Genomic DNA, 25,485 nt, shown 5'->3' on the forward strand with positions numbered 1-25,485 from the left:
AAAAATGCAACCTATGTTAGGTTGCATTTGGTATTTTTTAGTAAACCGTTTGTTTTTTCTAGTAAACTGTAAATAGTTTTTTAATTAATTATAAATTTACCACCACATTTATTATTTGCACGGTATACTTTCTTGCTTGTTGTTCTAAAATAATATGTATTTGTGTCTTTTTTAAGTTTTTGTTGCAAATAAGCATCTCTAGAGCAGTTCCAACTAATAGATTGCCCAACGCCTACTAAAGTACCTTGATTTCTAGATCCTTTATCTGCTATATATATTGTGCGTCCTGTTTTATTTGTAAGTGTTACTTCATTTTTTTTAGCATAACCATTGGCTCTTCTTCTATTTTCTAAAATCGCTTGTCCTTCTGGACTTTTCCAATACGCATCATTTTTAGACTTTACTTTGCCATAATAAGCATTTACAGCATTTTTTATTTTGGCAATATCTGCTTTATCCTTCGTTGTTAAAACATAACGGTTTTGTTTTGCTTCCATTTGTTTTAAATATTTTCTTACAAAAGCAACCAAATCCATATTTGCAGCTTTTTTACAAGCAGGACTTGTACATTCAGAAGGTGCTTTGTTTATTGCAGCATCTTTCAACTTTTTCATAAAGGCACCAAACTTCTTTTTCTTTTTATCTTTAGATGCTGTATTGTTTTCTTTATCTGATGCCCCTACTCTAATGTAAATTTCATCAATTGAATTAAAACCATGGCCATCTTTGGCTTTCCAAACGTTACCTATTTTAAAAATATAATCGTCTATGGCTACAAAACCTTTGCGAGATATTCTGTCTACAATATGAGATACATTTGGATACCCAATAATTTTACTTGATTTTGATTTGGTTGCATCAATAGTAAAAATACCTGCTTTGTCATTTTTTGATGCAGCTACCATTTTTAAACCTGTATAAACGCCATTAAATTTTAAAATTTCTGCTTTTAGTTGGTATTGCTTTCCTTTAATTTGTTGTTTACCAGCATCATCTTTATAAACCGAATAATACCGATTGTAAACTGCATCTTTACCATGTTTTTCTATAGTTTCAAAAAACGAAGTTTGGGCAAAAGATGAGAGTGCAATAAAGAATACTGCTAATGTTGTAAGTGTTTTCATAATTTCTATATTTTACATTAAATATAGAATTATGCTACCTTTAAGAGCTAACTATTTAGTGAATGGTAAGCATTTGTTTATAAACTGTACTTAATTAAAAGAAGTGTTTATCATTTGTAAAAATGCATCTTTACGATCTCTAGCAATAGGAATGGTTTTTTTATTTTGCATAATCACATGTAAGCCATCTTTTTTAACCACTTCTTTCATAAATTTTAAATTTATTAAATAAGATCTATGTGGTTTATAAAATAGTGGTTTGTCTTTTAACTGGTCTGTAAAGTGTTTTAAGGTTTTACAAATTAACTGACTTTTACCATCATTAAGATGCACTTTGGTATATACACCATCTGCTTCAAAAAATAAAATTTCGTCATGCGAAGCAAAAATAATTCCTTTAGGTATTTCTAAAGCTATTTTGTTTAAAGATAATTGTTGAAATGCTTTTTCTAAATTTTGTAATTTATGGTTGATGTTTTCTTCTTTAATAGCATCTTTTGCCTTTTGTAACGCTAATTTTAAATCTTCTATATCTATAGGTTTCATTAAATAATCTATTGCCGACAAACGAAATGCCTCTATGGCATATTTACTATATGCTGTTGTAAAAATTATTTGAAAATTTATGGGTTCATTTTTAAAAAAATCTAAAATTTCTAAACCTGAATGCTGTGGCATTTCCACATCTAAAAAAACAATTTTAGGTTGCTTATTTTTAATTAAAGCTACACCATCTAATAAATTAGAAGCTTCTAAAATTGTTGTAATTCCTGCACATTCTTCTTTTAATAAAGTTTTTAAAACGTTTCTTGCTCTGCTTTCATCATCAATAATTATTACATTCATAGTTATTTTTTTTCGGGGATATTAATTATAACCTTGGTTCCTGTTGCTACATTTCCTTTATACAAATCTTCTATTTGTAGCGTTAAATGGGTCTTATTTGCAAGATTTAATAAATCTATTCTTTTCTGGTTTGCAGAAGTTGCAAAAGATTTTGGTTTGTTATTTCTTTTTTTATTAATTTCTGCTGATGCTGCTCTACCAATACCGTTATCTGTTATAGTACAAACTAGATTTTCTTTGTTTTTTATAAAATCAATTTGTACTTTTTTATCGGTTGTTTTATGTAATAACCCGTGTTTTAAAGAGTTTTCTACATAAGGTTGTAAAAATAAAGATGGTAAATAAACAAGACTTGTATTTAATGCTTTGTCAACATTTATTTCATATAATAAACCATCATTAAAACGATCTTTTTCTAGTTCTAAATAAAGTTGTAACGCTTTTATTTCTTCTTCTAAAGTTATTTCGTTTTTTTGACTGTGTTCTAAGTAAATTCTAATTAATTTAGAAAACTTGACTAAATACTGTCTTGCTAATTTTTTTTCATTTAAAATAATAAAGTCTTGAATAGAATTTAACGCATTAAAAATAAAATGCGGATTCATTTGAGACCTTAAATTTTCTAATTGAGAAAACACCAACTCTTTACTAATTTCTGCTTTTTCTAAAGCAATTTTTTGTTCTTTTTTTAATCTACTATTTTGCTTTTTAAAATAGCTAAAAACTAAAAACACAACAAAAATTAAAACTAATAATAAAAACCAAAAGGTTTTATAGAATGGTTTGGTTACCACAATTGGTAATTTTAAAGTATTCGAATATTTTTTATCGTAAATATTTCTAGCTTTAATTTTTAATAGAAACTTGCCTGCGGGTAAGGAATTAAATTTAATAAAGTTTGTTAAATTATCTATGGTTGTCCATTTATTAGACAAACCCACCAAAACATATTCATATACAATATTATTTAGAGATTGAAATCCGTTACAGTTAAACTCAACCTTAAAATTAGTTTTACCTTCTACAATTTCTAAAATTTCCGGAAAGCTTTTAATGGAATCATTCACAAATAAATTTGTGAAATAAAGTATAGGTTTATTTCTTTTTTTAAAAACTTTGTCTTCATGAAAACTTAACAAATCTTTATTGGTGCTGGCAAAAACTAACGAATCTAAGAATGTTAAATTAGATATTCCATAAGTATTTAAGCCATCTGTTTTGCTAAGTGTTTTTATTGTTTTATTAGTGCTATTATAACTTTGCAAGCCTCTGTCTGTAGCAATCCAAAGTTTATTGTCATGAGCTTTTAAAGAGTTGATAACAGTAGAAGCTAATCCGTTTTCTAAGACCAAACTATCTATAAACTTACTGTTTTTGTAAGCTAACAATCCTTTATTGTGAGTTGCTATCCAAATAGTACCATCTTGCAATTTTGCCAATTTAGAGCCATATACTCTTTGCTTATTGTATAACAGATATGTTTCTTTCTTTTTGCCAATATTATATTTTACCAAACCATCTATCATAGTTGTGTAATAGCTATTTTCTTTTTTTAAATATAAAGAGGCGTACGATCTTTTCTTTAATATTGGATTTATTTCTTGAGTTAAAATATCTATTTCAGAAAAGTTATTAGGCGTGCTTACAACGTATTTATTTTTTTTTACGTAAGAAATAGATTTCCAGACATTATTAGATTTAAAAGGTGTTGATGTATTGTTAGATAAATTGTAATTTACAGAATAATTTGAAGAACCAATAATTAGTGTATTATTTTTCTTGTTATAAAGCAACGTTTTAATTACTGTATTTGTAATAAAATTTAGTTTTTTTATTTTTTTTGATAAGAGATCAAATTCTAAAACCTCTCCATCTCCATTTGCTATAAAAATAGTTTTTTCATCTTTTTTTTCTGTTAAAACTACTTTTTGAAATACATTATTATAATTTTTAATAGCTTCATTTGGTATTATAAAAATGCCATTTTTAAGTGTAGAAAACCAATAATTATAATCTTTATCTAAAACAACATCGGTAATAAACTTATCTTTAAAATACCAATTATAAATTTTTAATTTATTGTTGATTATTGCCGTTTTTAACACACCTTTATTGGTTGCAATAAATAAATATTTGCCAATTACTGCTAATTTAGAAATTGCTTTGCCACTTAATTTATGAGGTATAAATATATTATCAGCACTTTTATTTACAATTTTAGTAATTGATATATCTAACTCTTTTTCAGATTGTTGAAGTACATATTTTTCAGAATTTAATTCAAACCCAAACCTTTTATTCCGTTTAAATTTATCTTCAATTTTTATTTTATTAATAAATTCTGATGTTTCTAAATCAGTAATTTTAAAGATATTGTTCTTAGAAGAATAGAAAAATTCCTTATCTTGATTATTTAACTCTTCTGATATAAACCCTTCTACATTATGTATTGTTTTTACTATTTTTTTTGAGTCAATATCAATAAAATACAGTTTTCTAGTATTGTTTAAAACCAAGTAGTTTTTAAAAATATAGTAATCGATTAAATTATTTATGAAAGCAAAATTTTCGAATAAATGTAGTTTGTTTTTTTCTACGTAAAAAAACTGACCTGCTAAATTATTACACCAAATTCTTCCTTTTTTATCTTGTTTTAAAGAAAACAAAGAGCGTCCTCTTTTTAAAGGGTGTTCAAAAAGTTGATAAGTTCTTCCATCATATTTGTAAAGACCTTTGTCTGCAGCCAACCAAATAAAGCCTTTATCGTCTTTAAAAATATCATAAAACTCAATATCTGGTAAGCCATCTTTTTCTGTTAAATGTATAGCAAGTGGTTGTTGTGCATTCGATAAGAATGTAAACAAGAGTAAAGAGAAGAGAAAAATTATATTTTTTTTCACAAATTAGCTTTGTCTCAAAAATACAATTAATTAAAAAAATAAAAAGATTTTACTTAGTGAAAGGTGCTGTTTTCTTAGTAAACTACTTTATTGACGTACATAGCAAGATTTATACAAATCTTCATAAACTGGTAAAATAGTTTCTAAAGAAAATCTTTTGGTATGGGCTTTTGCATTTTCTTTAAAGCGTGTTAACGTAGCATCATCTTTTAAAATAGATATGGTATTTTTAGCCATATCTTCAACATCTCCCAAATTGCTTAAAAAACCAGTTTCTCCATGAATATTTACTTCTGGTAAACCACCTGTATTTGTAGAAATAACAGCACTTTTAGCAGCCATAGCTTCTAATGCTGCTAAACCAAAACTCTCGGTTTGAGATGGCAATAAAAATACATCTGTATAACAAAGAATTTTTTCTATTTCTGTGCTATTTCCTAAGAAGAAAACATCTTGGTTTATTTCTAATTTTTTAGCTAGTTTTTCTGCTTTTATTTTTTCTGGACCTTCACCAACCATTAATAATTTAGAGGGTACTGTTTTTCTAACTTCATTAAAAACTTTAATTACATCTTCTACTCTTTTTACCGGCCTAAAATTACTAATATGCGTTAAAATGCGTTCGTGTGGTTTTGCTAATGCACTTCTTTTACATTCTTGTTTATGCGCATTATCATATTTAATAGTGTCTATAAAATTGTAAACGACTGCAATATCTTTTGTAATATTAAATAAAGAGTTTGTGGTTTCTTTTAAATTGTTAGAAACAGCGGTTACAACATCAGAATTATTAATACTAAATTCTACAGCAGTTTTATAGGTTGGATGGCTGCCTACTAAAGTAATATCTGTACCATGTAAAGTAGTTACAACTCTTACATCTAAGCCTTTTTCTTTTAGCATTTGTTTTGCCATAAATGCAGCATATGCATGTGGTATTGCATAATGTACATGTAAAACTTCTAATTTATATTTTCTGGTAATTTCTACCATTTTACTAGACAAAGCTAGTTCATAAGGTTGGTATTCAAATAATGGATATTCTTCTATAACTACTTGATGAAAATGTAAATTATGAGATAGAAAATCTAAACGAACTGGTTGATTGTAAGTTATAAAATGGACTTCGTGCCCTTTATCTGCTAAAGCCATTCCTAATTCTGTGGCTACTACTCCACTACCACCAAAAGTTGGATAACATACAATACCTATTTTCATAAAGTAACTACTTATTAAAATTAATTATTTTGCGGTAAAGATACTTTTATTATTAATTTATAAAACTAAATGAAATCATAAAAAAAGAGTTTTTCAAATAATTGAAAAACTCTTTTTTAAATTAAATATTTTTTATAGAAAAACCTTCTTTATCCATAAAAGTTCCTTTCCTTTGGGAAGGTTAGCATTTCTAATAATCTCCTAAAGTAACTGGGTTTTGTGCTAAAGCATTTTCTAATTGCTCGTCATTTGGTGCCTTACCATGCCAAGCATGTGTATGCATCATATAATCTACACCATTACCCATTTCTGTTGTTAATAAAATACAAACTGGTTTTCCTTTACCTGTTTTAGCTTTAGCTTCTGCTAAACCTGCTAAAATAGCTTCAATATCGTTACCTTTTTCTACTTCTAAAACGTCCCAACCAAAAGCTTCAAATTTTGCTTTAATGCTTCCCATTGGTAAAACATCATCTGTAGTACCGTCTATTTGTTTTCCGTTTAAATCTACAGTTGCAATTAAATTGTCTACTTTTTTTGCTGATGCATACATTATTGCTTCCCAGTTTTGACCTTCTTGCAACTCTCCATCTCCATGTAAAGTATACACAATTTTATCATCACCATTTAGTTTTTTTGCTTGTGCTACGCCTAAAGCTACAGACAAACCTTGTCCTAAAGAACCCGATGCAATTCTAACTCCTGGCAAACCTTCGTGTGTTGTTGGATGACCTTGTAAACGAGAATCAATTAAACGAAATGTATTTAATTCTGCTACTGGAAAAAAACCTGAATGTGCCAAAACACTATAAAAAACAGGAGAAATATGGCCGTTTGATAAAAAGAATAAATCTTCGTTTTTACCATCCATAGAAAATTCTGTAGAATAATCCATTACTTCTTGATAAAGACAGGTAATAAACTCTGCACAACCTAAAGAACCTCCTGGATGACCAGAATTTACTTTATGTACCATTCTTAATATATCTCTACGAACTTGTTGTGTAAAATCTTGTAATTGTTGTGTTGTTGGCATTTTGTGATTGTATTTTTATGTTGACAAAAATACAAAAGTGATTGAATTTGAAATACTTTTACCAACTATTTATTTTACTTTTATTAACAGTCTGTTTTTTCTTTAAAAAAATATTTTTATTGGAATTGAGTAAGTGCGTTAGGGATTGTAGCAATTGTTTGAGCTCTTTTTTCTTTTTCTGAAAAAAAGCGAGTGCGAAAAGCCCGTTAAAACGCCCAAAAAAATATTTAAATATTAGGTTTTCTGTTTCTTTTTCTTTGCAGCAGGAAATAAAACGTTATTTAAAATTAAACGATATCCTGGTGATGTTGGGTGCAAATCTAACTCCGTTTTTGGATCGCCAACTCTGTGCGTGTAATCTTCTGGATCATGACCACCATAAAAAGTAAACATGCCTTTTCCTTTGGTACCATGAATATAACGTGCTTCTCTGTTTACTTTATTTTCTCCTAAAACGAGCACGTTACTTTTTACGGTATTTCTATCAAAAGAAGTGGTTTGTCCCATAAAACCTTTTACTAAAACGGTATGATTTTGTGTTAACATTGTTGGCACAGGATCCCACTTTGCAGAAAATTCTACTAAAGAAAAATAGTCTGATGTTTTTGGAATTTTACGTTTTCTTGTCATATCAATTGTAGAAAACTCGTAGGTTGTTGGACTTCTTACCAAATTAAAATTCTTAAACGCAAAGGTTTTATTAAAGTTGATAAGTGATTGGTAATTTGGTGCAGAAGCATCTCCATCAAACATAGCCTCTGCAATATCTACGCCTTCTGCAGACAAAGCAATATCAAAACTATCTGTGGCAGAACACATGGCAAACATAAAACCACCGCCAACAACATAATCTCTAATTTTTTTTGCAACTGCCAATTTTTGTTCAGAAACTTTGTTGTAACCCAATTCTTTTGCTAATTTTTCTGCTCTTTGTTTGCCTTCTATGTACCATGGTGTTGCTCTAAAAGAACCGTAAAATTTGCCATATTGTCCTGTAAAATCTTCGTGATGCAAGTGCAACCACTCGTAAATTAAGAGTTTGTCTTCCAAAACTTCTTTATCGTAAATTACATCAAACGGAATTTCTGCATAGGTTAAGACCATAGTTACAGCATCATCCCAAGGCATTTTGTCTTTTGGAGAATATACGGCTATTTTTGGTGCTTTTTCTAAAGTTACAGCATCTTGATTAGAAGATGGTGAGGCAATTTCTTGCAAAATTAATTGCGATTTTGCGTCTGATATAACTTGATAAGAAACACCACGAATTTTACATTCGTTTTCTACTAACTTGTTGTTTTCTATTAAAAATGCGCCACCATCATAATTTAGCAACCATTTAGATTTTAAGCCTGCTTCTAAAGAAAAATAGACAATTCCGTATGCTTTAAGGTGGTTTTTCTGGTTATCATCACTCATTGGAACATAAATAAATGATGCCCAAACAGCATTTGATAGTAATAAGAATGTTAATATTGTTAGTAGTTTTTTCATTTATAAATTTATAGACCCGAAATATAATTATCAGCGGTCATTACTGGTAATTTAGCATTTTTGAAATCTTTTAAATCTCTTGTTAATATAATTTCGCAATTTGAACTTATGGCAGAAAAATATTGAAGGCCATCCTCAAAATCTTTAAACAAATCGTCTGATAAACCCCTATCTAAAATTTCGCTTGTTATTGGAATAATTTCAATTAAACTTTTTAAACTTGCAAAAACACTTCTTAATTCTTTATCAGAATTTAATTTTAATCTAGAACAAATGTAATAAGCATTAGCAAAGGATAGTGAGCTTGTTTTTAAAATTATTTTTTTAGTATCTGCTAACGAGAATATTTTATTTGCCTCCTTATAAAAAAGTTTCCTTTTCGTTATAAAGTCTATGATAATATTTGTGTCAACAAAGATAACTTTCAAACTATTTATATTTTTCCATTAAATACTCATATTTAGCTTTGTTATAATCAAAATCCTCTGGAACTTTAATAGAACCACTTAAGCTTTTTACTAATGGCGTAATCTCTATCTCCTCTTTATTTCTTTCTATTTTTGAACTAGTAATAGCCGCTAAATAATTTTCTATCAATCTAGACAAACTAGTTTGCTGCTCTTTTGCATACGCTTTAGCTTGTTCTATAACAGTTTTATCTAGTTTTAATGTGAGTTTAGAATCCATAATACTTTAATTTATACGTACAAATATAATAAATTGTTACGTATAATTTAAATTAAGAGATGTTAAAAAGGCACATCATCTTCTCCAAAAGCATCCTTTGGTTCTATTCTTTGATTTACAGTAGTTTCATCATCAAAAGGATTGTTCATAGAAGATTGGAATTCTGAGCTAAAACCTTCTTCTAAATCCGAGAATTTTGCCAAATGACCCGTAAATTTTAAACGAATATTATCTAAACCACCGTTTCTATGTTTTGCCACAATAAATTCTCCTTGGCCTTCACATGGTGAGTGATCATCATCATCCCACTCTGTCATTCCGTAATATTCTGGTCTAAAAATAAAACTTACAATATCTGCATCTTGCTCAATGGCACCAGATTCACGTAAATCTGATAATAATGGTCTTTTAGAGCCACCACGTGTTTCTACAGCACGCGATAATTGAGAAAGTGCAATTACAGGTACTTCTAATTCTTTTGCTAAGGCCTTTAAATTTCTAGAAATCATAGAGATTTCCTGTTCACGGTTTCCTCCTGCTTTTCCGCCAGCTGTCATTAACTGTAAATAGTCAATTACAATAATTCTAACATTGTGTTGCGATACTAATCTTCTAGCTTTTGCACGTAAATCAAAAATAGAAAGCGATGGTGTATCATCTATAAAAATAGGTGCGTCAGACAGTTTTTTAACTTTTACGTTTAGCTGTTCCCACTCATGTGGTTCTAAATTTCCTTTTCTTAATTTTTCTGAAGTTAAGCCAGTTTCTGAAGAAATCATACGTGTAATTAACTGTACAGAAGACATCTCTAATGAGAAAACAGCAACTCCGTGGTTAAAATCTATGGCCATATTTTTTGCCATAGAAATTACAAAAGCCGTTTTTCCCATACCAGGTCTTGCAGCAATAATTACCAAATCAGACGGTTGCCAACCAGAAGTTAAGGCATCTAATTTTGTAAAACCTGTTGCCAAACCAGACATCCCTTCTTGATTACCAATTTCTTGAATCTTTTTTAAGGCTTGTTTCACCAAAGAACCTGCATCTTCAGAAGATTTTTTAAGGTTTCCTTGGGTAACTTCAAAAAGTTTTCCTTCGGCATCATCTAATAAATCAAATACATCTGTACTTTCATCATAGGCGTTTTCTATAATTTCACTAGAAATAGAAATTAGTTTACGCTGTATGTATTTTTGAAGAATAATACGTGCATGAAACTCAATATGCGCAGAAGATGCTACTTTTTGCGTTAAACGAATCAGGAAAAAATCGCCTCCAACAAAATCTAATTTTCCATTCTTTTTTAAAAGGTTAGAAACGGTAAGTAAATCTATAGGTTGTGAGTTTTGGAATAACTCATAAATGGCAGCATACACTTCTTGATGTTTTTGATCGTAAAATGCATCTGAACTTAAAATATCAATTACGTCATCAATTCCTTTTTTGTCAATCATCATTGCACCTAAAACAGCTTCTTCTAATTCTACTGCTTGTGGCGGAATTTTACCTTTTTCAAGACTAATAATTCTAGATTTATCTATTTTTTGACCAGAAATTGCATTTGATTTTTCCATGGCTACAAATGTACTTTTTTAGGTTGATTGTGCTTTGTTAAACTTGGTTTTTATTTGTTGACATTTATTGTAAACTAAATTGTTATTATCTTGTTAATAACCAGTTCACTTCTGTTTCAATTTATTATTTTAGCAAAAATGAAATGGAATAAAAAACATATTTTTCTGGCTATTTTACTGCCTTTTCAGGTTTTATTAGTGCAATTGGCTGCTAATAACCCTAATTTTATAGAAAGGTATTATTCCAACGGAATTTACCCGTACATTTCTAAGTTTTTAAGAATTGTTTTGGGTTGGTTGCCTTTTTCTTTTGGTGATGTTTTGTTGGCTTTCCTCCTATTTATTTTCTTGCTATTTTTATATCGTCTTATAAAAAGCAAATTTAAAAATTGTGTCCCAAAATTTATACATTTTTTTGCAGTTTTGTCCGTAATTTATTTTTGTTTTTATCTTTTCTGGGGCTTAAACTATTACAGAAAACCATTAGCAGAAAATCTAAATTATCAACAAAAAAAATACACCACTACACAACTTTTAAAAGTAACAGAAAGCATTGTTGAAAAACTAAATTTTTATCAATTTAAAATTACAAATAATGATACTGTAAAGGTTGTAAACCCATACAAGCAAAAGGAAATGTACAAAATGGCTGTTTTAGGATATACCAATTTAGAAACCGATTTTCCGCAGTTAAAATATCAATACAAATCTGTAAAAAGTTCTTTAATGAGTTTGTTACAAACGTATAATGGCACTTCAGGTTATTTAAATCCGCTAACTGGCGAGGCTCAAGTAAATGATAAAATTCCAAAAACGAGTTACCCAACCACTGTTTGTCATGAAATGGCGCATCAAATTGGTTTTGCTGCAGAAAATGAAGCAAATTTTGTGGGTTTCTTAGCTGCCAATTATAACGAAGATATTTATTTTAAATATGCAAGTTACAGAATGGCTTTTAGTTATTGTATTTCTGAATTACGAAAAAGAGATTCTAAATTATCAAAAAAACTTTGGCAAAAGGTAAATAAAGGAATAGTGAAAGATTTTAATGCTAGTTATCAGTTTTGGCAAGAATATAAAAATCCGTTTGAACCTATTGTGAAAAAAGGTTACAATGCCTACTTAAAAGCCAATAAACAAGACAAAGGCATTGCTTCTTATAATTATGTAGTGGATTTGTTGATTACTTATTTTGAAACTTCTAAAAATCTCTAAATTTCCTAAAAATATGTTAAAATGAATCATTTTAACTGCTTTCCAATTTCATAGTAATAAATTTATCAATAATTCAAATTAATATCTACTTCATGAAAAAACTATTTTTCTTACTCTTTTTCTTGTCGCTTTCCATCGCAAATGCGCAAGATTATTTTCCAACAGATGCAGGAGTAAAAACCACAGAAAACACACAAACAGCATTTACCAATGCTACTATTTATGTAACATCCAAAAAAGTTATTAAAAAGGGAACTTTACTTATAGAAAACGGCAAAGTTGTTGCCATTGGAAGATCTGTAAAAGTGCCTAACAATGCAAAAACCATCAATTTAGAAAGCAAAACCATTTACCCTTCTTTTGTAGATATTTATTCAAACTTCGGAATTAAAAAACCAAGCAGAAAAACAAGCAATTCTAGAAGAACACAATATGAAGCTTCTAGAGAAGGCTATTATTGGAATGATCATATTAGGCCAGATGTAAATCCGTTAAAAGATTTTTCTTTTGATGCAAAACAAGCTAAAGAATTCATAGATGCTGGTTTTGGTGTAGTAAATACTCATATGGAAGATGGTATTATAAGAGGTAATGGTTTATTGGTTGCTTTAAATCCTAATTCTTCTGATGCATACAGAATTTTAAATACCAAATCTGCGCAATATTTATCCTTTAATAAAAGTGCTACTTCTTTGCAAGTGTATCCTGGTTCTATAATGGGTGCAATGGCTTTGTTAAGGCAAACCTATAATGATGCTTCTTGGTATGCTAAAGGAAACATGAAAAATAAAGATTTGGCTTTAGAGGCATTGAATGATAATAAAAATTTAGTACAAATATTTAAAACTTCTAACTTGTTAGACGCTTTTAGAGCAGATAAAGTGGGTGACGAATTTGGAATTCAATACACAATTGTTGGTTCTGGAGACGAATATGAAAGAGTAAAGGATGTAAAAAAGACCAATGCAAATTTTGTAATTCCTATTAATTTTAGCAGTGCTTATGACGTTTCTAATCCGCTTTTAGCGCAAAAAATTTCTTTAAGAGATATGCGTAAATGGAATCAAGAACCGTCTAATTTAAAAGTTTTAGCAGAAAACGGAGTAAACTTTGCTTTAACAACAAATAGCTTAAAATCTATTAAATCATTTCACAAGAACTTGCAAAAAGCTATCAAATATGGCTTTAGTAAAGAAAAGGCTTTAGAGGCTCTAACTTCTATTCCTGCAAATATTTTAGGAAATTCTAAAATTGGTAATTTAAACCAAGGCAGTTATGCCAATTTTATAATTACTTCTGGTGATATTTTTGATGCTAAAACTACACTTTATGAAAACTGGGTTCAAGGCGCAAAAAATATAGTAAATGATATGTCTATTAAAGATTTATCTGGTAACTACATGCTTTCTGTAAATAATAAGTCTTATAATTTAATTATTTCAGGAAAAGGTGCCAAACAAACCGCTGTTGTAAAATTAGACGATAAAAAAATAAAGTCTACATTTTCTTTTAAAGACAATTGGATTTCCATTACGTTAAATGAAGATAGTGGTTACACAAGAATGATGGGGCAAACTATTAATGCTGCAAACGTTATGCAAGGTACTGCTTTTGATACTTTAGGAAATGAAACTTATTGGTCTGCCAGCAAAAAAGTAAAAAAAGAAAGCAAGAAAAAAAGTAGCAAAAAAACAAAAGAGAAAAAAATTGTTGTGCTTCCTGTAAGTTACCCTAATTTAGGTTTTGGAAATTACGAATTACCGAAAACAGAAACTATTTTAATTAAAAACGCTACCGTTTGGACAAGTGAAGATGCAGGAATTTTAAAAAACACAGATGTTTTATTAAAAGATGGAAAAATTGAAAAAATTGGTAAAAATTTACAAGCAAGAGGTGCTAAATTAATTGATGGTACCAACAAACATTTAACGGCGGGTATTGTAGATGAACATTCTCATATTGCAACATCTGCAGTAAATGAATGGGCACAAAATTCTACAGCAGAAGTTACTATAGAAGATGTGGTTGATCCTAATGATATTAATATTTACAGAAACCTTTCTGGAGGAACCACTACTGCTCAAATTTTACACGGTTCTGCAAATCCTATTGGTGGACGTTCTGCAATCATTAAATTAAAATGGGGAGAAAACGCAGAAAATATGATTTATAACAATTCGCCAAAATTTATAAAATTTGCTTTAGGAGAAAATGTAAAACAATCTAGAAGTCCTAATGGAACGCGTTTTCCACAAACAAGAATGGGTGTAGAACAATTGTTTGTAGATTATTTTACAAGAGCAAAAGAATATGATGCGCTTAAAAAAAGTGGAAAACCTTACAGAAAAGATGACGAAATGGAAACATTAGCAGAAATTTTAAACGGAGAACGTCATATTTCTTGTCATTCTTATGTGCAGTCAGAAATTAATATGCTAATGAAAGTTGCAGACAAAATGGGCTTTAAAGTAAATACATTCACGCATATTTTAGAAGGTTACAAAGTTGCAGATAAAATGAAACAACATGGTGTTGGCGGCTCTACTTTTTCTGATTGGTGGGCGTATAAATACGAAGTAAATGATGCCATACCATATAATGCAGCTATTATGCATAACGCAGGTGTAACTGTTGCTATAAATTCAGATGATAGAGAGATGTCTAGACGTTTGAATCAAGAAGCCGCTAAAACTATAAAATATGGTGGAATGTCTGAATTGGATGCATGGAAAACAGTCACAATAAACCCTGCAAAATTGTTACATTTAGATGATAGAGTTGGTAGTATTAAAGAAGGCAAAAATGCAGATGTAGTTTTATGGAGCCATCACCCAATGTCTATTTATACCAAAGCAGAAAAAACCATTATAGATGGTAGAATTTTCTTTGATAGAACAAAAGACAAAGAAAAGCGCGTAGCAATTCAAAAAGAAAAAAGTACACTAATAAATATGATGCTGAATGAAAAAATGAATGGTGGTAAAACCAAACCACCAATGATTAGAGAAGACAGAAATTTTGAATGTGATACTTTAGAAGAACTTAAAAACTAAAACCATGAAAAAAACAATATATAGTTTGCTATTTTTCTTCTTAATAGGAAATATTTTAGCACAACAAACGCCAGCAGACAAACAAAATATGCCTTTTTCTATTGAAGGTGCAACCGCACATTTAGGAAACGGAGAAGTAATAGAAAATGCATTAATTATGTTTAACAAAGGTAAAATTACTTTTGTTGGGTCTGCAATGGCAAAAATTGCAAGAGTTGGAAACGTAATTAATGCAACAGGAAAACATATTTATCCTGGTTTTATAGCTGCTAATGCCACTTTAGGTTTAGTTGAAATTGATGCTGTAAAAGCAAGTGATGATGAAGATGAAATTGGCGCAATGAATCCGCATATTAGAAGTATTATTGCTTATAATGCAGAAAGTAAAGTGGTAGAATCTATGCGTCCAAACGGTGTGTTAATGGCACAAATTACGCCAAGAGGTGGTGTTATTTCTGGCACATCTTCTGTTGTCCAATTAGATGCTTGGAATTGGGAAGACGCTGCAATAAAAACAGATGACGGTATTCACATAAATTGGCCAAGTAGTTTTACACGTGGTAGATGGTGGTTGGGCGAAGATCCTGCTTTAAAACCAGATACAAAATACAGCGAAAGAACAACACAATTAAAAATGTATTTTGAAAACGCAAAGCTATATTTGGCAGGTAAAAAAGAAAAAACACATTTACCTTATGAAGCAACAGCAGGTTTATTTAATAATTCTAAAAGATTTTATATTCATGCAGATGGTCAAAAAGAAATTACAGACGCTGTAAAAATGGCTAAAACACTAGGCATAGCAAAAATTACAATTGTTGGTGGTGAAGGTGCTGATAAAATAGCCGATTTTTTAGTGAGTAAAAATGTTTCTGTAATTTTAAACAGACCACACAGAAATCCAGATAGTGAAGATGATGCTTATGATGTTACATACACAATTGCAAAAACTTTAACGGATAAAGGTGTTCTTGTTAGTATTGGTATGGAAGGCCAAATGGAACGTATGAATACTAGAAATATTCCTTTTTATGCTGGTACATTTGCAGCACATGGTTTGGCAAAAGAAGAAGCTGTAAAACTAATCACTTTAAATGCTGCTAAAATTTTAGGAATAGACGCATTTACAGGCTCTTTAGAAGTTGGTAAAGATGCTACTTTATTTATTTCTGAAGGAGATGCTTTAGAAATGAGAGGAAACAGACTTACAGCAGCCTTTATACAAGGTAGAAAAATTAGCTTAGAAACACACCAAACAAAACTTTGGAAACGTTATGCAAAAAAGTACAAATCTTAAATAAATACAATTTATAGTTAAAATAACAAAAAGGCTCGCAAATTGCGAGCCTTTTCTCTTCAAAAACAATTAATTGTAATAAAGATCAACTTTAACTTTCCTTTTTCTCAGCAATACAATTCAAATAATTAGTGAGTTGAAAACCTATTCCTTATTACTATTACAAATATTCGTTAAAATGTAATTATAAACAATACCTACAAATAGGTATATTTGTAATAATGAAAGAAATTACAAGTATTCACAATACGTATATTAAAGAGTTGCTAAAACTTCAAGAAAAAGCTAGAGAACGTAAAAAGAAAGGTTTTTTTCTAATTGAAGGAAAAAGAGAAATTTCTTTGGCAATACAATCAAATTATACATTTGATACCGTTCTATTTGTATCAGATTTAATTTCTGAACAAGATATTTTAACGCTTTTTAATGAAAATGTAAACCGAATTGTAATTTCTAAAGAGGTATATCAAAAATTAGCGTATAGATCTTCAACAGAAGGTATAATAGCAGTTACCAAATCAAAAGATTTTAGTTTAAAAAACATAAGTCTCAACAATAAAAACCCTCTTATTATAGTAGCAGAAAGTCTGGAGAAACCAGGAAATATTGGAGCATTACTTAGAACTGCAGATGCCGCAAATGTAGATGCTGTACTTATAGCAAATCCTAAAAGTGATTTGTATAACACAAATATTATTCGTTCTAGCGTGGGTTGTGTATTTACCAATCAAATAGGTGTTGGAACTTCTGAAGAAATTATTGCTTTTTTAGAAAAAAATAAGGTAAATATTTTTGCCACAACTTTACAAAATTCTAACGAATATTGTAAAGAAGATTACACTGTAGCAACTGCAATTGTTGTTGGTACAGAAGCTACGGGTTTAAGTGATGTCTTTAGAGAAAAAGCCACACAAAACATCAACATTCCCATGCAAGGTAAAATAGATTCTATGAATGTTTCTGTGGCAACGGCTATTGTGGTTTTTGAGGCCAAAAGACAACGTGGTTTTTAATTAATAAAAAATATATTTTAATGAAAATGTTAGGAATTGATATTGGTGGCACAGGAATTAAAGGAGCCATTGTAGATACAAAAACAGGAAATTTATTATCTGAAAGATTTAGAATTCCAACACCAAAACCAGCTACTCCAGAGGCTGTTGCTGGCGTTGTAAAAGAAATGATTAAACATTTCGATTGGAAAAAAGAAGTAGGTTGTAGTTTTCCAACAACGATAGTTGATGGAAAGTGCATTCACACAGGAAATTTAAGTGAAAAATGGCTGAATATAAATGTAGAAAAGTTATTTAAAAAAGAATGTAAACGCTCTTTTTATATCAGTAATGATGCAGATTTGGCGGGTTTAGCAGAAGTAAATTTAGGCGCAGCAAAAAAAGAGAAAGGAGTTGTAATTGTTATTACCATTGGCACAGGAATTGGCTCTGGACTTTTTTATGACAGAAAATTAATTCCGAATTTAGAAGTGGGTAAAATGTTACACCAAAATGGTAATATTATAGAATTATATACTGCCGATTCTGTTCGAAAAAAAGAAAACTTAAAGTTAGACGATTGGGCAAAAAGATTTGATGAATTATTGGAATATATTAGAATTGTATACACTCCAAGTTTAGTAGTTTTAGGTGGCGGAATTAGTAAAAAGTTCAATAACTTTAAAGAACACTTAACTACAGATGTAAAAGTAAAAGTTGCCGAATTTAAAAATAATGCAGGTATTATTGGTGCAGCTCTTTATGCTCGTAAAATGAGTAAATAAAAATAAATATCATGACCGCTAACAATTTGTTTTTCTTATTAATTACCATATTGGTTATCAGTTTTATTTTTGATAAAATTATCAATGCATTAAATGCAACAAGATTTAATCAAGATATACCAAAAGAATTAAAGGATGTGTATGATGCTGAAGAATACCAAAAGTCGCAACAATATAAAAAAGCTAATGCGCAATTTGCCAACATTACCAGCACATTTTCATTTATTTTAACAGTAGCTTTTTTTTTGTTAGATGGTTTTAAATATGTAGATAATTTCGCACGCAATTTTACCAACAATCCTATTTTAGTTGCACTGCTGTTTTTTGGTATAATTATGCTTGGTTCAGACGTTTTAACCACGCCTCTCTCCTACTACAAAACATTTGTTATAGAAGAAAAATTTGGTTTCAACAAAAGCACGAAAAAAATATTTTGGCTAGATAAAATTAAAGGTTGGTTAATGAGTATTGTTTTAGGTGGTACTATTTTATCGCTAATAATTTGGTTTTATCAATTTACCGGCGCTAATTTCTGGTTATATGCATGGCTTTTAGTTACTGTTTTTACGTTATTTATGAATCTGTTTTACGCCAAGTTAATTGTGCCAATTTTTAACAAACAAAAACCTTTAGATAATGGCGAATTAAAAACAGCCATAGAAAAATATGCCTCTAAAGTTGGTTTTAAACTAAATAATATTTTTGTAATTGATGGTTCTAAAAGATCTACAAAAGCAAACGCATATTTTTCTGGTTTTGGCAGTCAAAAAAGAGTTACACTTTTTGATACTTTAATTAATGATTTAGAAACAGACGAAATTGTTGCTGTTTTAGCACATGAAGTTGGGCATTATAAAAGAAACCATATCATTTTTAATTTAATTGCTTCCATTTTACTCACGGGTTTTACCTTATTTATTTTGTCGTTATTTATAAATTCCCCTTTACTTTCTAATGCTTTAGGTGTTCATATTCCTAGTTTTCATATTGGCTTAATAGCTTTTGGGATCTTATATTCTCCAATTTCAGAGATTACAGGTTTATTTATGAACTATATTTCTCGAAAATTTGAATATCAAGCAGATGATTTTGCCAAAGAAACCTTCGCTTCTAAACCACTAATTACCTCACTTAAGAAGTTATCTAAAAACAGTTTAAGTAATTTAACACCACATCCAGCTTATGCTTTTATGCACTATTCACATCCAACTTTGTTGGAAAGAGTAAAAAATTTAGAACGCTAATTAGTTGTTTATTTATTTAGTTATACCTATTTTCACTTAAGATTACAAACTACTAAAGCTTAGGTAATTTATGGCGTATACGGCAACCATAGAAGAAGAAAATAAAGAAATAGCAAACAGGTATAAAGACCTGCTAAAAGGTACGTATAAAGTATTATCTGAAGAAGATAAAAAACTAATACGGAAAGCTTTTGAAATTGCTGTAGATGGCCATTCCAAACAACGCAGAAAAACTGGTGAACCTTATATTTTTCATCCTATTGCAGTAGCTAAAATTGTAGCTATGGAAGTTGGTTTGGGTGCCACATCTATTGCTGCTGCGCTTTTACATGATGTTGTAGAAGATACAGAGTATACTTTAGATGATATGGAGCAATTGTTTGGACAAACCATTGCAAGAATTGTAAATGGATTAACCAAAATATCTCGTTTAAACAAAGAACAAGACGCCTCTATACAAGCAGAAAATTTTAGAAAAATGCTACTTACATTAAATGATGATGTAAGAGTTATTTTAATAAAAATTGCAGACAGGTTGCACAATATGCAAACTATGGATGCAATGCCAGCGCATAAACAAGTAAAAATTGCATCTGAAACTTTATACATTTATGCACCACTAGCCCACAGACTAGGTTTGTATAATATAAAAACAGAATTAGAAGATTTAGGTTTAAAATATACAGAGCCAGATGTTTTTAAATCCATAGTTCAAAAAATAAAAGAAAGTAAAGAAGAACAACAAAATTACTTAGAAACATTTTCTAAAACATTACAAGAAGGTTTAGATCAAGAAAATTTTAAATACGAAATTAAAGGTCGTTTTAAATCCATTTATTCGATTCGAAAAAAAATGCGAAATCAAAATGTAACCTTTGAAGAAGTTTACGATAAATACGCAATTAGAATCATTTATAAACCATCTTCTCGTGATGATAAATTTGATGCTTGGAAAATATACACCATTGTAACAGACTTTTTTAAACCCAATCCTACACGTTTAAGAGATTGGATTTCTCAACCAAAATCTACGGGTTATGAAGCTTTACATATTACCGTAGTTGGGCCAGATGCTAAATGGGTAGAAGTGCAAATTCGTTCTGAAAGAATGAATGAAATTGCAGAAAAAGGATATGCTGCACATTTTAAATACAAACAAGGAAACACCAACGAAAGTGGTTTAGAATTGTGGTTAAATAAATTAAAAGAATCTTTAGAAAACCAAAGTCTTAATGCTGTAAACTTTGTAGAAGAATTTAAATTAAACCTTTACTCCAAAGAAATTTATGTTTTTACACCTAAAGGCGATTTAAAATCGTTACCTAAAGATGCATCTGCATTAGATTTTGCCTTTGCCATTCATACAGATGTAGGTTTAAAATGCAGAGGCGCAAAAGTAAACGGGAAACTAGTACCACTTAGTTTTATTTTAAAAAGTGGCGACCAAATAGAAGTAATAACATCTAGCAACAACAAACCCAACGCTAGATGGCTAGATTTTGTAATTACAGCAAGAGCAAAAACAAAAATTAGAGCAGCACTTAAAGAAGAAGAAAAAGAAATTGCAGAAGAAGGTAAGGCTATTTTAAAAAGAAAACTACGCCATTTAAAAATACCTTTTAGTGAAAAAACAATAAATGAATTGGTTGTGTTTTTTCAATTGAAAACAAGTTTCGATTTATTTTACAGAATTGGTAATGGAGCCATAGATAATACACAATTAAAGGCTTTTGTTACACAAAGAAGCAGCACTATTATTAATTTCTTTAAAACAAAGTTAAAAAGATCACCTACTGCAAATAAAGATCTTATAGATAATGAAGAAGTAACCCATAAATACGACGCTTTAGTTTTTGGAAAAGATGAAGAAAAATTAAACTATACACTCTCTAAATGTTGCAACCCTATTGCTGGAGATAAAGTTTTTGGTTTTTTAACCATTACTGATGGTTTAAAAATTCACAAGAAAAATTGCCCAAATGCAATTTCTTTACAATCTAACTATGCTTATAGAATAATGCCTGCAAAATGGATAGATTCTACAAAACAAGATTTTAAAGCAATTTTACATTTAAGTGGTGTAGATAATAAAGGAATAGTAAACAACGTTACAAAAGTAATATCTAACAATATGGATATTTTTATTAACAGTATAAATATCTCTGGAAACGAAGGTGTTTTTGATGGTAAAATTAGCCTAAGCGTTAAGAATAGCACACAATTATCTAAAATGATAAAAAGCTTACAAAAAATAGAAGGCATTAAAAAAGTAGAACGTGTTAATACTTTATAAATATCCTTTTTAAAAAAAGAGTGTATATTCAGAAATAACTGTAAATTTGTCATTTAGAAAAATTTTAAGATAATGAGTAGTTCTCTTGAAAACCAAGAAGTAGTAAAAAACGTTTTTACAACGTATTTAGAGGAAAATAAGCATAGAAAAACGCCTGAGCGTTATGCTATTTTGCAAGAAATTTATAGTGCAGATGAACATTTTGATATAGAATCTCTTTATATAAAAATGAAAAATAAAAACTATAGAGTAAGTAGAGCAACCCTTTACAACACTATAGAAATACTCTTAAATTGCGGTTTGGTTAGAAAACATCAATTTGATGGACAATCAATGGCACGCTATGAAAAAAGTTATTTTGATAAAAATCACGATCATGTAATTTTTACAGATTCTGGAGATGTAAAAGAATTTTGCGACCCTAGAATACAAACCATAAAAAAAACTATAGAAGATATTTTTGATATCGATATTCATAATCATTCACTTTATTTTTACGGTACTAAAAAGAAAAAATAAACTGTTATTTACAGCTTATTCATTTACAATTTAATAATTACACAAACAACACACAATTACACAACAAAAATGGCAGTAGATTTATTACTCGGATTGCAATGGGGAGATGAAGGAAAAGGAAAAATAGTAGACGTATTAACTAAAAATTACGATATTATTGCTCGTTTTCAAGGCGGACCAAATGCAGGTCACACTTTAATTTTTGACGGAACAAAACATGTATTACATACTATTCCTTCAGGAATTTTTCATAAAACAGCATTAAATGTTGTTGGTAATGGTGTGGTTATAGACCCAGTTATCTTTAAAAAGGAATTAGAAAATTTAGACAAGCATAATATAGATTATACTACTAAATTATTAATTTCTAGAAAAGCACACTTAATATTACCAACACACAGATTATTAGATGCAGCATCAGAAACTTCTAAAGGAAAAGCTAAAATTGGCTCTACTTTAAAAGGAATTGGACCAACTTATATGGATAAGACTGGAAGAAATGGAATGCGTGTTGGAGATTTAGAACTAGAAAACTGGAAAGAAAAATACGATACTTTAACAGATAAGCATATTAAAATGTTAGAGTTTTTTGATGTAAAAATAGATTACAATCTTGCAGAACTAGAAGCAGAATTTAAAAAAGGAATTGATAAATTAAAAACATTACAATTTATTGATAGTGAAGAGTTTTTAAATAAGGCTATAAAAGATAAAAAAACAATTTTAGCAGAAGGCGCACAAGGTTCTTTATTAGATATAGATTTTGGTACTTATCCTTTTGTTACATCGTCTAACACAACTGCTGCAGGTGCTTGTACAGGTTTAGGTGTAGCTCCAAACAGAATTGGTGAAGTTTTTGGGATTTTTAAAGCCTATACAACCAGAGTTGGTTCTGGCCCATTCCCTACTGAGTTATTTGATAAAGATGGTGAAGATATGGCTAGAATTGGACATGAATTTGGAGCAACTACAGGAAGACCAAGACGTTGTGGTTGGTTAGATTTAGTTGCATTAAAATATGCTGTAGATGTAAACGGTGTTACCCAATTAATGATGATGAAAGGTGATGTACTTTCTGGATTTGATACTTTAAAGGTTTGTACTTCTTATAATTATAAAGGTGAAGAAATTTCTCATTTACCCTATAACATAGAACCAGAAAATGTTTCTGTAAACTATTCTGAATTTAAAGGATGGGAAGATGATTTAACAAAAATGACTTCTGCGGAAGAATTGCCACAAAATTTATTAGATTATGTAGCATTTATAGAAAAAGAAACAGGTGTTCCTGTAAAAATAGTCTCTGTTGGTCCAGATAGAAAGCAAACTATTGTAAGATAATTTTAATCTTAAATTTTATACAAAAAGCATCTTTTATTTTTAAAAGATGCTTTTTGTATAGTGAAACATTACAGTTCTTCTAAAGCTAAACTAATAACTGTTAACTTATCTTGCGCTATCTTTAAAGATGCTAAAAGCATTTTTTTCTGACTTACAAACGTTTGTTTTTGTGTGGTAAATATATTTATATAGTAATTGATACCATCCTCTAAATTATTTTTAAATTTCTTCAAAGATCTAAGTTGCTTTTTATCAAAATTTGTTTTCATATTTTCTACTTTTTCCTGTAGATGTTTTGTGTAAAGAGACAATTCCTTTACAAATACATTTGGTCTATCTGCCCTTGTCATCATATTTTTTCTACCATAAATATGATCTGTAATACCACGCAGACTTACTATTTTATCATAATAAGCCATGTTAGGGCCAGGACATACAGAAACTCCATTTCCTACTTTTTTGGTATCCATTTTATTTAACAATAATGTGGATGTGCTTAAGCCTACACAAATGCAAGATTTTGCAGTAATATCATTTTTTCTTTTTTCTTTTTCATCAGTTTGTAATGCTAAACCCTCTAATTGTTTCAATTTTAAAAATTGATATGTTCTAGATGCTGTACATAAACCAGACTCATTAAACTCTTTGTCTAAAGCAATAAATTTATTTGGACAAGCACTACCTGGTCTATTTTTAGCAATAAAACTTTGTTTTTCAGCGTCTTTCGTATTTCCTTTTAACGTATTAAATGGAACACCAAGTGGAGATGTGTTGCTTAAATACAAATCTTCTTCTTTAGCTTTCACCAATTTTTCTAAAGTGCTATCATCTACACTTGTGGCTTCAGGAACTAATAAAAACGGGCTACCCCAACCCACAGAATCTAATTGATATTCTTTTATTAGAAACTCGTGTTCTTGGTCTGTACCAACGCCACCTTGTGTAGTTATTTTTAAATCTAAATTAAAGGTTGGTATTTCTTTATTTGCTTCTTTTAAAGCTTCTATTAAAAGTTGTTGTGTTTCACTTTTTAACTTTTCTTTATTTTCTTTAAATTCGTTTAAAACAGGCCCTAATAAAAAACCTTCGGTTGCAAAAGCATGACCACCACAATTTAAACCAGATTCTATTCTGTATTCTGAAACCCATAATCCTTTTTTAGCCAAAAATTTTCCTTGTATAAAAGCAGATCTATAATCGCTTACTTTTAATATAATTTTCTTTTTAATGTACCCACTTTCATCGGGAAAAAAGTCATTAAAATTACTAATGTAACTATATAATCTTGGATTCATACCTGCAGAAAGTACCACAGAAGATGCCAATTTACTTTTGGCAAAACCTCTTAAAGCGGCATGTGCATCATTATATTCTATTGGTAATAACTCTTTTTTGGTGTAATTATCTTTATCAACCTTCGTCATTATATTTACATCAATACTACCCATTTTTAAATGGGCTGCAGTCCATTTTTTTAATTCAGAAAAATCAAAACCTGCTTCTAATAATCTAAAAAAATCTATTTTTAATGTAGAATACTCAGGTAACATGGCCATATATTCTTTTAAATTTTTGTTATCTTCAAAAGCTTTATTTTTAAGCTGTTTCAATTTTACTTCAGTTTGATCATGTAAAAAATTTAAATACGCTGTAATTCGTTTGGCTCTAAAATCTGCAACCTTATCTGTAATTTCTTTATAAGGAAGTTTAAATTTTTCACTGTACAGTTTTCGCATTTTTTCTATCAGAATATCATCAACTAAAGAAATAACAGAGTCAATGCCATATTGCGCAACTTTTAAAGGAGAATCTATTGTAAAACCAATTCCCATTACAGGAATATGAAAGGAATGTGTATTTTTCATTA

The 25,485-nt window shown here is 29.5% G+C and carries 19 protein-coding genes; 9 read left to right on the top strand and 10 right to left on the bottom strand.

Annotated elements, in window-relative coordinates:
* Positions 1–80: 80 nt before the first annotated feature.
* The 9 genes from Q0762_RS13130 to dnaB all read right to left on the bottom strand — a co-directional run bounded on the left by Q0762_RS13130 (position 81) and on the right by dnaB (position 10,879).
* Positions 81–1,124, bottom strand: coding sequence for a hypothetical protein (locus Q0762_RS13130; RefSeq protein ID WP_298767445.1), 1,044 nt, complete (start codon positions 1,122–1,124; stop codon positions 81–83).
* 90 nt (positions 1,125–1,214) lie between these two features.
* On the bottom strand, positions 1,215–1,970 hold the full coding sequence (locus Q0762_RS13135) for a LytTR family DNA-binding domain-containing protein (protein WP_298767447.1): 756 nt from the start codon (positions 1,968–1,970) through the stop codon (positions 1,215–1,217).
* Between the two features lie 2 nt (positions 1,971–1,972).
* Complete coding sequence (locus tag Q0762_RS13140) at positions 1,973–4,870, bottom strand: sensor histidine kinase (protein ID WP_298767448.1); 2,898 nt, start codon at positions 4,868–4,870, stop codon at positions 1,973–1,975.
* An 87-nt stretch (positions 4,871–4,957) separates the two neighbouring features.
* A complete protein-coding gene (bshA, locus tag Q0762_RS13145; protein ID WP_298767449.1) occupies positions 4,958–6,088 on the bottom strand; it encodes an N-acetyl-alpha-D-glucosaminyl L-malate synthase BshA in 1,131 nt (376 codons plus the stop codon).
* A gap of 190 nt (positions 6,089–6,278) precedes the next feature.
* Entirely contained in the window at positions 6,279–7,124 is an 846-nt protein-coding gene (locus tag Q0762_RS13150) for a transketolase (protein ID WP_298767451.1), read from the bottom strand.
* A 234-nt stretch (positions 7,125–7,358) separates the two neighbouring features.
* Positions 7,359–8,618, bottom strand: coding sequence for an asparagine synthetase B (locus Q0762_RS13155; protein ID WP_298767453.1), 1,260 nt, complete (start codon positions 8,616–8,618; stop codon positions 7,359–7,361).
* 8 nt (positions 8,619–8,626) lie between these two features.
* The gene (locus tag Q0762_RS13160; RefSeq protein ID WP_298767454.1) at positions 8,627–9,046 is read right to left on the bottom strand and encodes a PIN domain-containing protein; all 420 of its coding nucleotides are present in this window, start codon (positions 9,044–9,046) and stop codon (positions 8,627–8,629) included.
* Between the two features lies 1 nt (position 9,047).
* Positions 9,048–9,305 carry a DUF6364 family protein gene (locus Q0762_RS13165; RefSeq protein WP_298767456.1) on the bottom strand — a complete coding sequence of 86 codons (258 nt, stop codon included), beginning with the start codon at positions 9,303–9,305 and terminating at the stop codon, positions 9,048–9,050.
* A 62-nt stretch (positions 9,306–9,367) separates the two neighbouring features.
* On the bottom strand, positions 9,368–10,879 hold the full coding sequence (gene dnaB, locus Q0762_RS13170) for a replicative DNA helicase (RefSeq protein ID WP_298767458.1): 1,512 nt from the start codon (positions 10,877–10,879) through the stop codon (positions 9,368–9,370).
* Between the two features lie 138 nt (positions 10,880–11,017).
* Between dnaB and Q0762_RS13175 the strand changes: the two genes are divergently transcribed.
* The 9 genes from Q0762_RS13175 (at position 11,018) to Q0762_RS13215 (ending at position 23,618) form a co-directional block, all read left to right on the top strand.
* On the top strand, positions 11,018–12,094 hold the full coding sequence (locus tag Q0762_RS13175; RefSeq protein ID WP_298767459.1) for a DUF3810 domain-containing protein: 1,077 nt from the start codon (positions 11,018–11,020) through the stop codon (positions 12,092–12,094).
* A 92-nt stretch (positions 12,095–12,186) separates the two neighbouring features.
* Positions 12,187–15,147, top strand: coding sequence for an amidohydrolase family protein (locus Q0762_RS13180; RefSeq protein WP_298767461.1), 2,961 nt, complete (start codon positions 12,187–12,189; stop codon positions 15,145–15,147).
* Between the two features lie 4 nt (positions 15,148–15,151).
* Positions 15,152–16,444 carry an amidohydrolase family protein gene (locus Q0762_RS13185; protein WP_298767463.1) on the top strand — a complete coding sequence of 431 codons (1,293 nt, stop codon included), beginning with the start codon at positions 15,152–15,154 and terminating at the stop codon, positions 16,442–16,444.
* 221 nt (positions 16,445–16,665) lie between these two features.
* Positions 16,666–17,457 carry an RNA methyltransferase gene (locus Q0762_RS13190; RefSeq protein WP_298767465.1) on the top strand — a complete coding sequence of 264 codons (792 nt, stop codon included), beginning with the start codon at positions 16,666–16,668 and terminating at the stop codon, positions 17,455–17,457.
* Between the two features lie 20 nt (positions 17,458–17,477).
* The gene (ppgK, locus tag Q0762_RS13195) at positions 17,478–18,221 is read left to right on the top strand and encodes a polyphosphate--glucose phosphotransferase (RefSeq protein ID WP_298767467.1); all 744 of its coding nucleotides are present in this window, start codon (positions 17,478–17,480) and stop codon (positions 18,219–18,221) included.
* A gap of 11 nt (positions 18,222–18,232) precedes the next feature.
* Positions 18,233–19,465 carry a M48 family metallopeptidase gene (locus Q0762_RS13200; RefSeq protein ID WP_298767469.1) on the top strand — a complete coding sequence of 411 codons (1,233 nt, stop codon included), beginning with the start codon at positions 18,233–18,235 and terminating at the stop codon, positions 19,463–19,465.
* A 70-nt stretch (positions 19,466–19,535) separates the two neighbouring features.
* Entirely contained in the window at positions 19,536–21,758 is a 2,223-nt protein-coding gene (locus tag Q0762_RS13205; RefSeq protein ID WP_298767471.1) for a RelA/SpoT family protein, read from the top strand.
* Positions 21,759–21,830: 72 nt separating this feature from the next.
* A complete protein-coding gene (locus tag Q0762_RS13210) occupies positions 21,831–22,277 on the top strand; it encodes a Fur family transcriptional regulator (RefSeq protein ID WP_298767473.1) in 447 nt (148 codons plus the stop codon).
* Between the two features lie 69 nt (positions 22,278–22,346).
* Positions 22,347–23,618, top strand: coding sequence for an adenylosuccinate synthase (locus tag Q0762_RS13215; protein ID WP_298767475.1), 1,272 nt, complete (start codon positions 22,347–22,349; stop codon positions 23,616–23,618).
* Positions 23,619–23,686: 68 nt separating this feature from the next.
* Here the strand turns inward: Q0762_RS13215 and Q0762_RS13220 are convergent, their stop codons facing one another.
* The gene (locus Q0762_RS13220) at positions 23,687–25,483 is read right to left on the bottom strand and encodes a hypothetical protein (RefSeq protein WP_298767477.1); all 1,797 of its coding nucleotides are present in this window, start codon (positions 25,481–25,483) and stop codon (positions 23,687–23,689) included.
* Positions 25,484–25,485 lie beyond the last annotated feature (2 nt).

The sequence above is a fragment of the uncultured Polaribacter sp. genome, from assembly GCF_947495205.1.
Classification (GTDB): domain Bacteria; phylum Bacteroidota; class Bacteroidia; order Flavobacteriales; family Flavobacteriaceae; genus Polaribacter.

Excerpts from the sequence above, each read along its gene's own strand:
- Q0762_RS13200 (WP_298767469.1), top strand. The coding sequence starts at position 18,233 with ATGACCGCTAACAATTTGTTTTTCTTATTAATTACCATATTGGTTATC.
- ppgK (WP_298767467.1), top strand. The coding sequence starts at position 17,478 with ATGAAAATGTTAGGAATTGATATTGGTGGCACAGGAATTAAAGGAGCC.
- Q0762_RS13185 (WP_298767463.1), top strand. The coding sequence starts at position 15,152 with ATGAAAAAAACAATATATAGTTTGCTATTTTTCTTCTTAATAGGAAAT.
- Q0762_RS13220 (WP_298767477.1), bottom strand. The coding sequence starts at position 25,483 with ATGAAAAATACACATTCCTTTCATATTCCTGTAATGGGAATTGGTTTT.
- Q0762_RS13180 (WP_298767461.1), top strand. The coding sequence starts at position 12,187 with ATGAAAAAACTATTTTTCTTACTCTTTTTCTTGTCGCTTTCCATCGCA.
- Q0762_RS13155 (WP_298767453.1), bottom strand. The coding sequence starts at position 8,618 with ATGAAAAAACTACTAACAATATTAACATTCTTATTACTATCAAATGCT.
- bshA (WP_298767449.1), bottom strand. The coding sequence starts at position 6,088 with ATGAAAATAGGTATTGTATGTTATCCAACTTTTGGTGGTAGTGGAGTA.
- Q0762_RS13150 (WP_298767451.1), bottom strand. The coding sequence starts at position 7,124 with ATGCCAACAACACAACAATTACAAGATTTTACACAACAAGTTCGTAGA.
- Q0762_RS13205 (WP_298767471.1), top strand. The coding sequence starts at position 19,536 with ATGGCGTATACGGCAACCATAGAAGAAGAAAATAAAGAAATAGCAAAC.
- dnaB (WP_298767458.1), bottom strand. The coding sequence starts at position 10,879 with ATGGAAAAATCAAATGCAATTTCTGGTCAAAAAATAGATAAATCTAGA.
- Q0762_RS13175 (WP_298767459.1), top strand. The coding sequence starts at position 11,018 with ATGAAATGGAATAAAAAACATATTTTTCTGGCTATTTTACTGCCTTTT.
- Q0762_RS13135 (WP_298767447.1), bottom strand. The coding sequence starts at position 1,970 with ATGAATGTAATAATTATTGATGATGAAAGCAGAGCAAGAAACGTTTTA.
- Q0762_RS13165 (WP_298767456.1), bottom strand. The coding sequence starts at position 9,305 with ATGGATTCTAAACTCACATTAAAACTAGATAAAACTGTTATAGAACAA.
- Q0762_RS13190 (WP_298767465.1), top strand. The coding sequence starts at position 16,666 with ATGAAAGAAATTACAAGTATTCACAATACGTATATTAAAGAGTTGCTA.
- Q0762_RS13210 (WP_298767473.1), top strand. The coding sequence starts at position 21,831 with ATGAGTAGTTCTCTTGAAAACCAAGAAGTAGTAAAAAACGTTTTTACA.
- Q0762_RS13215 (WP_298767475.1), top strand. The coding sequence starts at position 22,347 with ATGGCAGTAGATTTATTACTCGGATTGCAATGGGGAGATGAAGGAAAA.
- Q0762_RS13130 (WP_298767445.1), bottom strand. The coding sequence starts at position 1,124 with ATGAAAACACTTACAACATTAGCAGTATTCTTTATTGCACTCTCATCT.